The organism is Streptomyces flavofungini, assembly GCF_030388665.1.
Lineage (GTDB): Bacteria > Actinomycetota > Actinomycetes > Streptomycetales > Streptomycetaceae > Streptomyces > Streptomyces flavofungini_A.
On the sequence record NZ_CP128846.1, the window covers coordinates 2,002,561 to 2,017,348 of the forward strand.

General features: G+C 74.9%; 9 protein-coding genes. 6 read left to right on the forward strand and 3 right to left on the reverse strand.

Annotation, left to right across the window (positions count from 1 at the left end; translation table 11 throughout):
* Positions 1 to 15 precede the first annotated feature (15 nt).
* Positions 16 to 1,086, reverse strand: a complete 1,071-nt coding sequence (locus QUY26_RS41140) for a protein phosphatase 2C domain-containing protein (RefSeq protein ID WP_436840290.1) — start codon at positions 1,084 to 1,086, stop codon at positions 16 to 18.
* A gap of 1,071 nt (positions 1,087 to 2,157) precedes the next feature.
* Here QUY26_RS41140 and QUY26_RS07850 point away from each other — a divergent pair.
* From QUY26_RS07850 to QUY26_RS07860, 3 genes are all read left to right on the forward strand, one after another.
* Entirely contained in the window at positions 2,158 to 3,237 is a 1,080-nt protein-coding gene (locus tag QUY26_RS07850; RefSeq protein WP_289944486.1) for a helix-turn-helix transcriptional regulator, read from the forward strand.
* Positions 3,238 to 3,279: 42 nt separating this feature from the next.
* Entirely contained in the window at positions 3,280 to 3,765 is a 486-nt protein-coding gene (locus QUY26_RS07855) for a DUF456 domain-containing protein (protein WP_289944488.1), read from the forward strand.
* Between the two features lie 217 nt (positions 3,766 to 3,982).
* Positions 3,983 to 6,304 carry a glycosyl hydrolase family 95 catalytic domain-containing protein gene (locus QUY26_RS07860; RefSeq protein WP_289944491.1) on the forward strand — a complete coding sequence of 774 codons (2,322 nt, stop codon included), beginning with the start codon at positions 3,983 to 3,985 and terminating at the stop codon, positions 6,302 to 6,304.
* A 286-nt stretch (positions 6,305 to 6,590) separates the two neighbouring features.
* Here the strand turns inward: QUY26_RS07860 and QUY26_RS07865 are convergent, their stop codons facing one another.
* Together QUY26_RS07865 and rsgA are read right to left on the reverse strand one after the other, a co-directional pair.
* Positions 6,591 to 8,015, reverse strand: coding sequence for a DNA-3-methyladenine glycosylase 2 family protein (locus tag QUY26_RS07865; RefSeq protein ID WP_289944493.1), 1,425 nt, complete (start codon positions 8,013 to 8,015; stop codon positions 6,591 to 6,593).
* Between the two features lie 249 nt (positions 8,016 to 8,264).
* On the reverse strand, positions 8,265 to 9,347 hold the full coding sequence (gene rsgA, locus QUY26_RS07870) for a ribosome small subunit-dependent GTPase A (protein ID WP_289944496.1): 1,083 nt from the start codon (positions 9,345 to 9,347) through the stop codon (positions 8,265 to 8,267).
* A 719-nt stretch (positions 9,348 to 10,066) separates the two neighbouring features.
* Between rsgA and QUY26_RS07875 the strand changes: the two genes are divergently transcribed.
* From QUY26_RS07875 to QUY26_RS07885, 3 genes are all read left to right on the forward strand, one after another.
* On the forward strand, positions 10,067 to 10,228 hold the full coding sequence (locus QUY26_RS07875; RefSeq protein ID WP_289944497.1) for a hypothetical protein: 162 nt from the start codon (positions 10,067 to 10,069) through the stop codon (positions 10,226 to 10,228).
* Positions 10,229 to 10,332: 104 nt separating this feature from the next.
* Complete coding sequence (locus QUY26_RS07880) at positions 10,333 to 13,212, forward strand: glycoside hydrolase family 2 TIM barrel-domain containing protein (RefSeq protein WP_289944498.1); 2,880 nt, start codon at positions 10,333 to 10,335, stop codon at positions 13,210 to 13,212.
* A gap of 139 nt (positions 13,213 to 13,351) precedes the next feature.
* Positions 13,352 to 14,773 carry a hypothetical protein gene (locus QUY26_RS07885; RefSeq protein ID WP_289944499.1) on the forward strand — a complete coding sequence of 474 codons (1,422 nt, stop codon included), beginning with the start codon at positions 13,352 to 13,354 and terminating at the stop codon, positions 14,771 to 14,773.
* The last annotated feature ends 15 nt before the right edge of the window (positions 14,774 to 14,788 follow it).

The following is a 14,788-nucleotide window of genomic DNA, read 5'->3' on the forward strand; positions in this document are numbered from 1 at the left end:
TCACAGCGAGAGCGCTCACGCCTCCCAAACGGCGGCAGCGGTGCGATCATCCGCGTATCCCTTCACCCGCACCTGGGTGTCGGCGAGGAACGCGGCGAGTCCCGGCGGGCCGCCCTCGGCCCAGCGACGGGTGAGGTGGCGGGCCAGCTCCGGCTCGCCGCGCAGCGGCTCGGCGAGGCCGCCGCTGCACAACAGCAGCGTGTCACCCGGGCGGGCGACGGAGGCCCGGAAGCGGAACGGGTCGCGGGGCGGGGCGGGCGCGGGCTCGTACGGGCTCGGGGGTGTGGTGATGCCCAGGTCCATGGTGAGCCGGTCGCCGTCGGGCGTCTCGGCGGGCGGTGAGCCGAAGCCGACGACGGGCTCGCCCGCGGTGTCCGCCGTGCGGGGCTCTATGTCCTGCCACTCGCCGCCGCGCAGCCGGAACAGTCCGCCCCCGCCGACACCGAAGAACACCCGGGTGCGGCACTCGGGGTCGGCGGGCAGCAGCAGGCAGCGCAGCGTCGCCGTGTACTCGTCCGGTTCCAGGCCGAGTTCGGCGGCGCGGGCGCGGAGCTTGCCGAGGCTGCGGTCGGTGAGGCGGTGCAGGCCCGACTTGAGGTCGCCGCGCCGTGCGGCGCGGATGTCCTGGGCGAGGCGGCTGTGGCTGCGGCCCACCGCGCGGCCGATCCAGGCGCAGGCGTCGGCGGCGGCCCGGTGCGCGCCCGGCGTCGCGCGGGCGCCGGTGGCCATGGCGACCAGGACGAGGGCGTCCTCGCCGGTGCCGAAGCGGGCGGTGAGCAGCGCGTCCCGGCGCGGCTCGCCCCGGAACCGGGCCGAGTCGCCGCGCACGGACGCGGCCCGCAGGGTGCTCGATCCGTAGCGGGCGCCGTCGAGCACGGTGTCCGCGACCAGTTCGTCCAGGGCGTCCGGGTCGGCCACGGGCAGGCCCGTCGGCTCCGCCTCGTACGTGGGCGGCCCGTCCCCCACGTACGAGGGCGCCCCGACCGGCACCTCGCTGTCCTCCCGCGCCGCCTCGTCGCCCGCTCCGGTCCGGCTCGTCGAACTCCCCTCGCTCGACGCCCGCCCCTCGTCCGTGGAGGCCCCCACCGGCTCGATCTGCCGCCCCGAGGGGAACGTGGCGGGCCCTGGGCCGGCGACGGTGGCCGCCCAGGGGGCGGGGGCGCGGTAGGCGGGAGGGTGCGGGGGGCGGTGCGGACTGTGCGGGCGGTCGAGAGGGGGCTCGGAGGGCGGAGGTACGGGAGGTACGGGAGGTGCGGCGGGCGCGGAGGGTGCGGAGGGTGCGGCGAGTGAAGGTGCGGAGGGTGCGGGGGCTTCCGGCGGGGCTGGAGGGGCGGGCCGGGGGGACTCCGTCGCCGGGGGGTGGGAGGGCTCCGGCGACGGGGGCCGGGGCGGCTCCGGGGCGGCGGGGCGGGGTGGTGCGGGGGCCGTCGGCCGGGGCGGCTGTGGCGGCTGTGGCGGCTGTGGTGGTTCGGGCGTCCGGCTCCGCGGTGGCCGAGGGCCCGGCGTGGTCAACCAGTCGGGGAGGGCCTGGCGTTGGTCGGGGACGGTCCCGCGCGCAGAACCCTCGGCACTCCCGTCCCCGTCTCCGGCGCCCCTGGGATCTCCGGCGTCCTGGGAATCCCCGACATCCCTGGACTCCCCGACGCCCCTGGCCTCTCCGGCGTCCCCGCCGTCCCCGCCGTCCCCGCCGTCCCCGCCGTCAAGGCCCTCGGCCACCGTGTCCGACACCGAGGCGAAGCGGTCGTCCAGAGTGTCGGCTGCCTTGGCCGGACCCGTGTCGTCCTTCGACTCGTCGTACAACTGGCCCCACCAGTCGTCCTCCTGGCCGGAACGGGCCCCGTGACCGGTGTGCCTCTCCCCCTGCTGGCTCATGCCCCTATTGTCCACCGCACAGGGCGTACGAAAACGGTGCATCGAGAAATTCCGACCGGTACGGGCGAGGGCGGGCCGGAGTGGCGCGCGGAGCGTCGGGCGGTCCCACCCCCACGGGAGGACCGCCCGACGCAGGGGGACACCTTGGCAGACCGGTGGGGGCTGCGGGGATGATGTTCGCGGCGGGTTTACGCCGTGGCCGCTTTCCGCCACGACGAACCGAACGCGCCAGGACGATCGGGAGGCCCGGCCTGCCCGGAACGCATCGGGGAGGGACGTCGCCGCATGCTGGCTGCGATAGGTCTGGACGAGACGCACGAGGCGGCGTACCGCGCGCTGGTGTCGGTGGGCGCCGCCGACGTGCCCGACCTGGCGCGCCGGCTCACGCTGGGCGAGCCGGAGACCGAGCGGGCGCTGCGCCGCCTGGAGCGGCACGGCCTGGCCGCGCAGGCCTCGGGCCGGGCGGGCCGCTGGGTGGCGGCGCCGCCCGGCGTCGCCCTCGGCGCGCTGCTCACCCAGCACCGGCACGAGCTGGAGAAGGCCGAGCTGGCGGCGACGCTGCTCGCCGAGGAGTACCGCGCGCGGGCCGCCGAGCCCACCGTCCACGACCTGGTCGAGGTGGTGACCGGCGCGGCCGCCGTCTCCCAGCGCTTCCTCCAGCTCCAGCTCGGCGCGAGCCGCGAGGTGTGCGCGCTGGTGACGGGCAGGCCGGTGGCGGTCACGGGCGTGGAGAACGACGCGGAGGAGCAGGCCGCGAACCGGGGTGTGCGCTACCGCGTGGTCATCGAGCGCGAGGTCCTCGCCGCGCCCACGGGGCTCATGGAGGTCGCGGCGGCGATGCGGCGCGAGGAGCGGATCCGGGTCGCCGACCGCGTGCCGACGAAGCTGGTGGTCGCCGACGGCACCCTCGCGATGGTGCCGCTGACGTCGCGGACGGCGGAGCCCGCCGCGCTCGTGGTGCACGCCAGCGGCCTCCTGGAGTCCCTGACGGGCCTGTTCGAGGCGGTGTGGCGGACGGCGCTCCCGCTGCGCCTCGGCGAGGACGACGCGGTGCGCGAGGCGGGCGCCGAAGGGCCGGACGGCACGGATCTGGAGGTCCTCTCGCTGCTCCTCGCCGGGATGACCGACGCCAGCGTCGCCAAACAGCTCGACCTGGGCCTGCGGACCGTGCAGCGCCGGGTCAAGCGCCTGATGGAGCTGACCGGCGTGACGACCCGGCTCCAGCTCGGCTGGCACGCGTACGAGCGCGGCTGGGTGGCCCGCGAGGCGGCCGCCGGGCCCATCGCCGCGCTCCCGGCCCCGAGGGCCCCCGAGGTCACCGGGACGGCCCCCGGATCAGCCCTCGACGCGAGCCCCCGGGACTGACCCCGACCTGCGGTTTCGTACCCGCTCCTGCACTCTGGGCAGATGGGAGCGTGGGAACTCCTGCTGGTCGGCGTGGTGATGCTGCTCGGCCTGTGCGGAGTGCTTGTGCCCGGCGTGCCGGGGTCCTGGCTCGTATGGGCCGGGACCGCGTGGTGGGCGCTGCAGGACCCGGACGGCCTCGCCTGGGGCGTCCTGGTCGGCGCGACGCTGGTGCTCCTGCTGTCCCAGGCCGTGCGCTGGCAGTTGCCGCCGCGCCGGCTGCGGGAGTCGGGGGCGACCCATCGGATGGCCGCGTACGCGGGCGGGGGCGCCCTGCTCGGCTTCTGCGTGCTGCCGGTGCTCGGCGCGCTGCCGGGGTTCGTCGGCGGGATGTACCTGGCGGAGCGGATACGTCTCGGCGGGCGCGGGGAGGCCGTGACGGCGGTGCGCACGGCGCTGCGGGCCGGGGGATGGAGCGTGTTCGTGGAGCTTTTCGCGTGCCTGCTGATCGTGGGGGCGTGGGCGGGGGCGGAGGTGTGGGGCGGCTGAGGGCCGGTTTCACTGCGGATCTTTCCGCCCGACGGCTCTTTACGCCCGACGGCTCCTTCCGCCCGACGGCTCTTTACATCCGACGGCTCTTTACATCCGACGGCTCTTTACATCCGACGGCTCTTTACATCCGATCTCTCCCTACTCATTGACGTACCCGTACGTCATCTCTAGCTTTCACCGGCAGATACCTCCGATGACTCGGCCAGGAGGCCTGATGCCAAGACCCTCCAGAAGAGCCCTGCTCGCCACCGGACCCGCGATCGGCGGGGCGATGCTCGTCGGCGGCCTCCCCGCACAGGCCGCGCCCGCGACAGAGGCACCGCGGGCCGTACGGCCCGCCGCCGACCCCTGGCGCGCCGTCCTCGACGACGCGGACATGGTCTGGCAGCGGATGCCGAGGACCTGGTACGAGGGCCCGTTCCTGGGCAACGGCTTCCTCGGCTCCGGGATCTACGCGGAGCCGGGCCGCGAGACGGCGGCCGTCCGGTTCAACGTGCAGCACTCCGAGGTGCAGGACCACCGCCCTGAGTTCGGCTCGCTCTTCGGGCTCGCCCGGCTGCCGATCGGCCACTTCACGCTGGAGCCCGTCGGCAGGATCACCGGACTCGACTGGCGGCTGCGGCTGCGCGTCGCCGAGCTGACGGGCACGCTCACCACCGACCGGGGCACGCTCCGCCTGCGCGCGCACGTGCACAGCTCGCGTGCGGTGCTCGCCGTGGAGGTGACGGCGAGCGCGGGCGAGCGCGGCTTCCGCTGGGTGTTCCACCCGGCGGAGGCGATCAGCCCGCGGGCCGCGTTCAAGCCGGTGCCGACCGGCTATGAGGGCAATCCGCCCGCGCGGATGGAGAGCCACGACGGGGTGTCGGCGGCCGTGCAGCCGCTGCTCGCGGGCGGCCAGCACGTCACCGCCTGGCGGGAGCGACGGCGGGGCGACGCGCGGACGTTGTACGTCCATGTCGCGCACTCGCACCCGCAGGCCACGGCCCGCGACCGGGCGGTGCGCGCGGTGCGGGCCGCCGCCCGGCCGCCGTACGACACGTTCGCCGCGCCGCACCGCGCCTGGTGGGACGCGTACTACCGCAAGAGCTTCCTGTCGCTGCCGGACGCGCGCCTGCAGCGCTTCTACTGGATCCAGCTCTACAAGACGGCGGCAGCAGCCCGTCGCGACGCCCCCGTGATGGCGACCTGCGGCCCCTGGCTGGAGCCGACGCCGTGGCCCAACACCTGGTGGAACCTGAACGTACAGCTGGAGTACTGGCTGATCCACGGCGCCAACCACCTCGAACTCGACGCCGTCACACGGGCGTTGAGCGAGTTCCGGGACAACCTCGCCAAGGAGGTCGCGGCGCCCTACCGCGCGGACTCGCTCGGCGTGCCACGCACCACCGACACCCGTCTGGTCAACGGCGCCTCGGTCACGGGCGGGGGCTACGGCGTGGGCATCCCGGGCCAGGACCCGCCGACCCCCGAGGTCGGGAACCTCACCTGGGCGCTGCACAACGTCTGGCTGAGCTACCGCCACACCATGGACACCGCGATCCTGCGCGACGTCCTCTTCCCGCTCCTTCGCGGCGCCGTGAACTACTACCTGCACTTCCTCCAGCCGGGCCCGGACGGCAAGTTGCACCTCCCGGCGACCTTCTCGCCCGAGTACGGCGGCAACAGCCGGGACTGCACCTACGACCTGATGCTCCTCACCTGGGGCTGCCGCACGCTCCTGGAGACGGCCGAACTCCTCGGCGTGGACGACGCGTTGGCGCCGCGCTGGCGCGAGGTCCTGGCGAGGCTCGTCGCGTACCCCACCGACGCGAACGGCTACATGATCGGCGCCGACATCCCCTTCGCGAAGTCGCACCGCCACTACTCCCACCTCCTCGCGGTCTATCCGCTGTACGAGGTGACGGGCCGCACGGCCGCCGAGAGGGCCCTGATCGAGAAGTCCCTCGCGCACTGGGTGGGCTTCGAAGGCGCCCTGCAGGGCTACACGTTCACGGGCGCCGCGTCGATCTCGGCGCTGCTCGGCAAGGGCGAGGACGCGCTCAAGTACCTGGGTCGGCTGATGAGCCGCTTCATCCAGGCGAACACCATGTACAAGGAGTCGGGGCCGGTCATCGAGACCCCGCTGTCGGCCGCGCAGTCACTGCACGACATGGTGTGCCAGTCCTGGGGCGACGTCATCCGCGTCTTCCCCGCGCTGCCCGCCGCGTGGCCGGACCTGGTGGTCCACGACTTCCGCACCCAGGGGGCGTTCCTGCTCAGCGCGGTCCGCGAGCGGGGCGCGACACGGTGGGTGCGCCTGGTCAGCGAGGCGGGCGCGCCGTGCGTCGTGCGGCACGGCATCGCGGGTCCGGTCGAGGTGCGGGACGCGCGGGGGCGGCCGCTGCCCCACGAGGACGCGGGCGGCGGGGCGCTGCGCATCACGCTCGGCAAGGGCGGCTCGGCACTGATCACCGCCCGGGGCGACCGCCCCGACCTGCGGATCAGACCGGTGAAACCGGGTGCGGACGCGCCGAGATGGGGGCTGCCCGCGAGCTGACGGGCCGTGCCCGGGCGGCCGGGGCCAGTCCGGCACGACCGGCGCCTCGCACGGGGTGTCGAACGTCGGCGGGGCACCGTGCCGAACAGCTCCCGCTTCGGCGCGAACGGCAGCTTCTGCGTGAAAATCCACGTGAAGGCCGACCTGGGCAACGGCCAGGTGTGCGGCGAGACCGTACGGCGGGGGCTCCGACGGGGGCGCCTCGGCGGGCGGCTCGGACTCCGGCGGGTCCGGCGATCCAGACGGCTCCGGCACGGCGTGAAGGCCCCCTCTCATCGTGCGGACGCTACGCGCTGAGCAGCCGGGCTCCCTCAGCTCCTTCAGCTCCTTCAGCTCCCTCGACGGCCGCGCTCTCCAGTCCCGTACGCAGATGACGCACCGCGTACGACCTCCAGGGCCGCCACGCGTCGGGCACCGGCTCGCCCGGCGGGGCCACGTCCGGGTCGCCGAGGGCCCGTGTCCTGATGGCCGCGGCCGCCACCTCGTCGACACCCGGCACCGCGCGCAGCTGCCGCTCGGCGTCGTCGCGGTCGGCGCCCGCGTCCAGGCACACCGTGCCGTCGGCGAGTGCGGCCGCGAGCGGGAGCCGTTCGGCGAGGGCGTCCGGCGCGGGGAAGACGTGGGTGAGCGTGCCGCACGGCGACGGCAGGGGCGTGCCGTGCTCGACGACGAGCCGCCGGGCCTGTTCCCTGCTGACGACCGCGCGCACCGCGAACTCCTCCGGGTCGGCCGCGCCCGGCGAGCGCAGGCCGGGGCGGGCCAGGACGAGGGGGGCGAGGCGGGGGTCGGCGGACAGGCGCTCGTCGACGGCGAACGGGTCGGCGTCCAGGTCGAAGAGCCCGCGCAGGCGCTGCACGGCGGTGGTCAGGTCGCGCAGGTCGGTGAGGTGGAGGCGGGCCTCGAGCCAGCCGCAGCGGTGGGCGTCGGAGCCCTTGCGCGCGTCGCGCTCCTCGACGGCGACGATCCCGGAGGCGTACGGCAGCCGGAGCGTGCGCCGGTACGTCCGGGCGCCGCGCACCCCGCTGACGTCCTCCACGCCGGGCAGCGCCTCGTGGGCGAGCAGGTCGAAGACGGCGGCGGCCTGGTAGGGGCCGCGGTGGGCGAGGCGCAGCGGGATCCCGGCGGACGGGGTGCCGCGGCCGCCGCCCCGCTTGGGCGCGGCGGCGCGCAGGCCGGTGGGCGTCAGCTCGTACACGGCCCGGATGGTGTCGTTGAACTGCCGTACGCTCGCGAACCCGGCGGCGAACGCGATCTCCGTGACCGGCAGTTCGGTGGTCTGGAGCAGCACGCGGGCGGTGTGCGCGCGCTGGGCGCGGGCGAGCGCGACCGGGCCCGCGCCGAGCTCGGCGGTGAGCTGGCGCTGGACCTGGCGGGCGCTGTAGCCGAGGCGGAGGGCGAGGCCGCCGACGCCCTCCCGGTCGACGACGCCGTCCCCGATCATCCGCATGGCCCGGCCGACCACGTCCGCGCGGACGTTCCACTCGGCGGAGCCGGGCACGGCGTCGGGGCGGCAGCGGCGGCAGGCTCGGAAGCCGTTGCTCTGCGCGGCGGCGGCCGTCGGGTAGTAGCGGACGTTCTTGCGCTTGGGCGTGACCGCCGGGCAGCTCGGCCGGCAGTAGATGCCGGTCGTCTCGACGGCGAAGAAGAACTCGCCGTCGAAACGGGCGTCGCGGCTGCGGACGGCCTCGTACCTGGTGTCCTGATCGCTCACGCCCTCCAGTGTGTGCCGGACGAGCCGCGGCTGCTAGCGGAAATCGGACACCACACTCACCGACCGCTGCCCCCGGCGGGCGACGGGGCGGACGGCCGACCGGGCCCCGTGAGGGGCGCGGGGGACGACACGACCGGGCCCCGTCAGGGGCGCGGGGAACTGCGCGACCAGCCCCCACCGGCCCGCAGGTAGAGAACACCGCGCCCCGACCGCACCCGCATCCGCATCCGCATCCGCGTCCGCCGACGCTCAGCGCAAGCGCCCCCGCTTGGCCTCCATGGCGGCCTTCCCCTCCGCCCCCCGCCGCTTCCACTCACGGCGCATGTCGGCCCGAACCCGAGCATCGGTCTTGGCGACGATGCGCTGGTTCTCCCGGATCAACTTCCGGTAGCTGTCCAGCCGCCGCTCAGGGAGCGTGCCGTCCTCAAGGGCGGCGAGCACGGCGCAGCCGGGCTCCGCCACGTGCGCGCAGTCCTGGAAGCGGCACCCCTCGGCGAGCTCCTCGATCTCGGCGAAGACCTGGCCGACGCCGGTCCCCGCGTCGTAGAGGCCGACGCCGCGCAGCCCCGGCGTGTCGATGAGGACTCCGCCGCCGGGCAGGACGAGGAGGTTGCGGGTGGTGGTGGTGTGCCGCCCCTTGCCGTCGACGTCGCGGATCGCCTGGACGTCCATGACGTCGGCCCCGGCGAGCGCGTTGGCGAGGGTCGACTTGCCCGCGCCGGACTGCCCGAGGAGCACCGACGTACCGCCGGAGACGACCGCGGCGAGGACGTCGACGCCGTCGCCGTCGGCGGCGCTGACGGGCAGCACCTGCACGCCGGGGGCGATCGTCTCCACGTCCTCGACGAGGTACGACAGGGCGGTGGCGTCGGGCACGAGGTCGGCCTTGGTGAGGACGACGACGGGCTGGGCGCCGGACTCCCAGCCGAGCGCGAGGAACCGCTCGATGCGGCCGAGGTCGAGCTCGGCGGCCAGGGACACGGCGATCACGGCGTGGTCGACGTTGGCCGCGAGGATCTGTCCCTCGGACCGCTTGGACGAGGTGGAGCGCACGAACGAGGTCCGGCGCGGCAGGTAGGCCCGCACGTAGCGGGGGTCGCTGGTGCCGGGCGCGTCGACGGCCGCCCAGTCGCCGGTGCAGATGACCTTCAGGGGGTCGTGCGGGGTGACGTAGGTGGTGTCGGCGCGGATGACGCCTTCCTCGGTGACGACGAGGTCGCAGCTGCCTCGGTCGACGCGGACGACGCGTCCGGGGAGCAGGCCTTGGGCCGCGTACGGGGCGAAGGCTGCGGCCCAGTCCTCGTCCCAGCCGTAGGGCGCGAGGGAGGACACGGACTCGGGGAGTGCCGAGGAGGAGGCGACGGCGGAAGCGGAATCAGCAGCAGAGGAATCCGCAGAAGAGTGAAACGCGGGGAAAGACAAGGGGAACCCTTCACAGGGTGGCCCCGGCCCACGCGCCGGACGGGCGCGGCGAAGGACGGGAGAGTCAGCCGGAGACCACGGAGGTGGTGTGGATGAACGTCTGGATGCGGGCAGCACCGTTCGCAACGACAGCCATTGATCACACCTCCTGGGAACCTGCTCAGCAGACGACGGCGGTCGCGTCTCGCTTCCGCCGAGGAACGCGTTGACTGTAGCTCCCGCCTCCGGCGGGCCGCCACCTATTTGTTCGGCTTTCCTCGGCCGTCCGGTCCGGGCCCGGTCCGCTCCTGCACCCCCCCAAGGGCCACACCACCTCAACAGCGCTCAACTCCCGCTCCACGCACGCCAGTTGAGTCATGGATCCCGACGTGTTCCCACCCTGACACGCCCTCCTGCCGTCGATGTGCCGACGGGCTCCCTCGGGCGGAGCGCTTACGGGGGACGTATGACGACGCCTGAAACGCCTGCCCCACCCCACATGCGCATCGAGATGCCGGACCGCACCGCGACGCGGCGCCCGTGCGCCGGAGGCTCCCTGGACCCCGCCTTCCGCGACGCCGTCCTGCACCGGGTGCACGACGCCCGCAAACGCCGGGTCGCGCCGCCCGCGCACCCGCGGCCGCCTCGCCGTGATCGAGAGCCGGCAGCGGCACCCCCTGGTGGTGCACTCGGGCGCGAGCCCCTTCGTCGGCAGCGGCAGCGGCCTGCGGACCTGGTCGTTCGCGCAGCGTCCGGTCGAGGCCAAACCGCTCGGGCAGATCGTGGTGTACGCCGGCCTCGGCCGGAGCTGAGGCCGGGCCCGCGGCCGCGTTCGGTCCAAACCGCGCCCCAAGAATCCAACAACCTGCCGACGCAAAGAATTGAGACCGCACCTTCCGCGGGTTGTGATGGACCCATGCAACTTCCCCACCACGAGGACGTGTCCCCCGGCACCGGCGGTCTCGCACCCCGCGCGTGGTACGCGGGCTCGGACGCCGCCGTGCTCTCACTGAACGGGAGCTGGCGGTTCCGGCTCTCCCCCGGCGCGTACGGGCTCGACGAGTCGTTCGCCGCCGCCGGCTTCGACGCCGCGGCCTGGGACGAGGTCGTCGTGCCCGGGCACTGGGTCCTCCAGGGCCACGGCGCGCCGATCTACACCAACCAGATGTATCCGTTCCCCGTCGACCCGCCGCGGGTGCCGACGGAGAACCCGACGGGGGACCATCTGCGCGGCTTCGACCTGCCCGCGGGGTGGCCCGCGGACGGGGACGCGGTGCTGCGGTTCGACGGGGTCGAGTCGTGTGCGCGGGTGTGGCTGAACGGCACGCCGCTCGGGGACTTCAAGGGGTCCCGGCTCCCGCACGAGTTCGCGGTGGGGCACCTGCTGCGGCCCGAGGGCAACGTCCTCGCCGTGCGCGTGCACCAGTGGTCGTCGGGGTCCTACCTGGAGGACCAGGACCAGTGGTGGCTGCCCGGCATCTTCCGGGACGTGACGCTCCTGCACCGGCCCGAGGGCGCGGCGCGGGACTTCTTCACGCACGCCTCGTACGACCACGAGGCGGGCACGGGCACGCTGCGGGTCGACTCCGACGTGCCGGGCCGGGTGACGGTGCCGGAGCTCGGCGTGGACGTGGCGACCGGGCAGAGCGTGACCGTGCCGGTCGAGCCGTGGTCGGCGGAGCGGCCCCGGCTCTACGACGCGGAGCTGGCCACGGCGGGCGAGCGGATCCCGCTGCGGGTGGGGTTCCGGACGGTCGCCCTCGTGGACGGGCTGATCACCGTGAACGGGCGGCCGTTGCTGTTCCGGGGCGTGAACCGGCACGAGTTCCACCCGGAGCGGGGCCGCGCCCTCGACCTCGCCACGATGCGCGCGGACGTCCGGCTGATGAAGCAGCACAACATCAACGCCGTCCGCACCTCCCACTACCCGCCGCACCCCGCCTTCCTCGACCTCTGCGACGAGCTCGGCCTGTGGGTGATCGACGAGTGCGACCTGGAGACGCACGGATTCACGATGCTGGGCTGGCGCGGCAACCCCGCCGACGACGACCGCTGGACCCCGGCCCTCCTGGACCGCGCCGCCCGCACCGTCGAGCGCGACAAGAACCACCCCTCGGTGATCGTCTGGTCGCTCGGCAACGAGTGCGGCACGGGCGCGGGCCTCAGCGCGATGGCCGCCTGGATCCGCGACCGCGACCCGGACCGGCTCCTGCACTACGAGGGCGACCCCTCCTGCCGGGACACCGACATGTACTCGCGGATGTACGCCGACCACGCCGAGGTCGAACGCATCGGGCGCGGCGAGGACGAAGGCCCCGAGGCGCGGCGGCACCTGCCGTTCGTCCTGTGCGAGTACGGGCACGCCATGGGCAACGGCCCGGGCGGCCTGCGCGAGTACCAGGACCTGTTCGAGCGGTACGAGCGGCTGCAGGGCGGCTTCGTCTGGGAGTGGATCGACCACGGCCTGAAGCACCCGGAGTTCGGCTACGCCTACGGCGGCGACTTCGGCGAGGAGCTGCACGACGGGAACTTCGTCTGCGACGGCCTGTGCTTCCCCGACCGGACGCCCTCCCCCGGGCTCCTGGACTACAAGCAGGTCATCCAGCCGGTCCGCTTCGCCTACGACCCGGTGTCCGGCACGGTGTCGGTGACCAACCTGTACGACTTCGCGGACCTGGCGGACCTCGCGTTCGAGTGGACGTACCTCGCGGACGGCCCGGCGCACCCGGTGTCGGGCCCGCTGGACGTGCCGCCCGAGTTGGGCCCCGGCGAGAGCGTCGAGCTGAAGCTGCCCGACCCGCCGTCGGCCGCGGGCGGCGCCGAGATCCGGCTGCACGTGTCGGCGACGGTCTGCGAGGAGACCAACTGGACCTCCCTCGACCACGTGGTGGCCCGCGCCGACTTCGCCGTCACCCCGCGCCCGCCCGTGCCCGTCGCCACCGGCCGGCGCCCGCGCCCCCTCGGCTACGACACGGCACTGGGCCCCGGCCGCTTCGACCCCCGCACCGGCGAGCTGCGCGCCCTGGCGGACCTCACCCTGAGCGCGCCCCCGCGCCTGGACGTGTGGCGGGCGCCCACCGACAACGACGACGGCGCGCCCTGGCAGCCCGACACCCGCTACGGCCCGCTCTGGCGCAAGCTGGGCCTGGACCGCATGCAACACCGCATCGACGGCGTCGAGTCGGACGCCGACGGCCTCACCGTCCGCACCCGGATCGCCCCGGCGGCCCGCGACCTGGCGCTGCGCACCGTCTACCGCTGGACGTCCGACGGCACGGCCCTGCGCCTCGCGGTGTCGGTGACGCCGGAGGGCGACTGGCAGGTGCCGCTGCCCCGGCTCGGCGTCCGGCTGGGGCTGCCCGCCGCGCTCGGCCACGCGCACTGGTTCGGCGGCGGCCCCGGGGAGGCGTACCCGGACACCAAGTCGGCGTCCATGGTGAGTCGTTGGTACTCACAGGTCGACCGGATGCAGACGCCGTACGTCCGGCCGCAGGAGAACGGCGCCCGCGCCGACGTCCGCTGGGCCGAGCTGCGCGACGACGTCGACGGGGCCGGGGTGCGGATCGTCGGCGACCCCGAGTTCTGGTTCACGGCCCGGCGCTGGAGCAGCGCGGACCTCGACGCGGCGACCCACCGCACGGACCTGCGTCCGGGTGCCGCGGTGTGGGTGCACCTCGACCACGGGCAGCGCGGCATCGGCTCGCAGTCGTGCGGACCCGGGGTGCTCCCGCAGCACGAACTCCACCCGGAACCAGCGGAGTTCGCCTTCACCTTCACGATGGCCGAGCGAGGGTGATGAGAGCGGACCGGACGGGGCGGCGCGTCCCGCGGCCACCGGGCTCCGGCCCCTTCCCGACCCGGAGAAACGCGGTTGCGGCCGCCTAGACTGGGAAGGACGACGACCCACGCGCCGCCCTGGGGGGAGAGAACATCCCGTGTCACAGCAGCAGCTGGGCCGCAGCCCGGTCCGGCCGGATCCCGAGCCGCCGCCCCCGGGCGATTCGCGCCAGGGCCGGTTCGTGGGCTGGCTCGGCGGCTTCGGCTGCGCCGCCACGGGGTACGCCGTGTTCCAGTCCCTGGTGGGCGTGTTGCCGCAGGAACTGTCCGCGGACGCCGCGCGGTACGGCATCGCGGCCGTCAGCGGCGTCGGCACGGGCCTCGCGGCCTGGCTGGCGGCGGCGCTGCTGCGCGCCCGGTCGGGCACGGACGGCACCGATGGCGCGGATGACGGCGGCGTGGCGGCCGCGCGGCGCGGCCCGGGCGGCGGCACGGCGGCCGGCTCCGCCCACGCCCCCGGTCCCCTCCCGACCCTCGCCGCCGCGACGCACCGCACCCTGCTCGCCGAGCTCGCCGTCCTCGACGACCCCGACCGCGGCCTGCTCAAGGGCTGGCCGCACGCCCTGGACGAGCAGACCCTGCCGGTGCGGCCCACGCCCACCGGCACCGCATACGGACTGCACCTCGTCCTCGAACTCGGCGCGCAGGACGGCAGGTTGAACCCGTCGGAGCTGGTGGAGACGCTGTGGCGGCAGCGACTCGCCGACGGCGGCTGGGCCGCCCGCTCCCAGGGGACGGTGCCGCGGCCCGAGGTGACGGCGCTCGTCCTCGGCGCGCTGGCCCGCGCGGGCGCGGACCCGGCGCGGCTCGCGGACGAGGCGGCGCGCTGCGCGGCCCGCTTCACCGCGGACCTGGAGCCGTCCGGGCTGGCCCGCACGCACGTGGTGACGACGGTGCTCCGGGGCATGCTGCGCGCGGCGCCCGGCTCCCCGGCCATCGCCCGGCTGCGGGACGAGCTGGTCGACCGCACCGTCACCGACCCGGCCCGCGAACACCGCCGCTGCTGGGGCCCGGCCCTGCGCGGGCCCGCGGCGCACACCACCCGGCCCTCGCCCGCGCACACGGCGCAGGCCGTCGTCGCCCTGGACCGCGCGGCCCGCGTCCTCGGCGAGGACGGCAACACCCGGGCCGCGCGCGAGGACGGCATCCGCTGGCTGCTCTCCTGCCCGATGCCCCGGCACGAGGAGTGCGCGGACCTGCGCAACACGCAGGAGGAGGTGCGCCGCCCGCATCCGCAGGACTCCTGGCGCCAGGAGGTGCTCTTCGTGCGGCACTTCACGGCCGCGTGGATGGTGCGGGCCCTCCTGACGCCCGGCGCCTGGGAGATCGCCGTGGCCGAGGACCGCGAGGAGGCGTGGCGGAGGCTGCTCGCGGACGCGGTCGCCGGTGTGCTGCGCCAGCAGGACGACGGCATCTGGAACTGGGACGGGCACGATCTCGGCCGTCCCCTGTGGATGACCTATCAGGGCCTTTCGGCGCTGCGGGCCCATGCCGTATGGATGTATCAGCCGGACCGCTGAACTCCGGTGAACTCC

Excerpts from the sequence above, each read along its gene's own strand:
- QUY26_RS07855 (WP_289944488.1), top strand. The coding sequence starts at position 3,280 with ATGGGAGCGTGGGAACTCCTGCTGGTCGGCGTGGTGATGCTGCTCGGC.
- QUY26_RS07860 (WP_289944491.1), top strand. The coding sequence starts at position 3,983 with ATGCCAAGACCCTCCAGAAGAGCCCTGCTCGCCACCGGACCCGCGATC.
- QUY26_RS07880 (WP_289944498.1), top strand. The coding sequence starts at position 10,333 with ATGCAACTTCCCCACCACGAGGACGTGTCCCCCGGCACCGGCGGTCTC.
- QUY26_RS07850 (WP_289944486.1), top strand. The coding sequence starts at position 2,158 with ATGCTGGCTGCGATAGGTCTGGACGAGACGCACGAGGCGGCGTACCGC.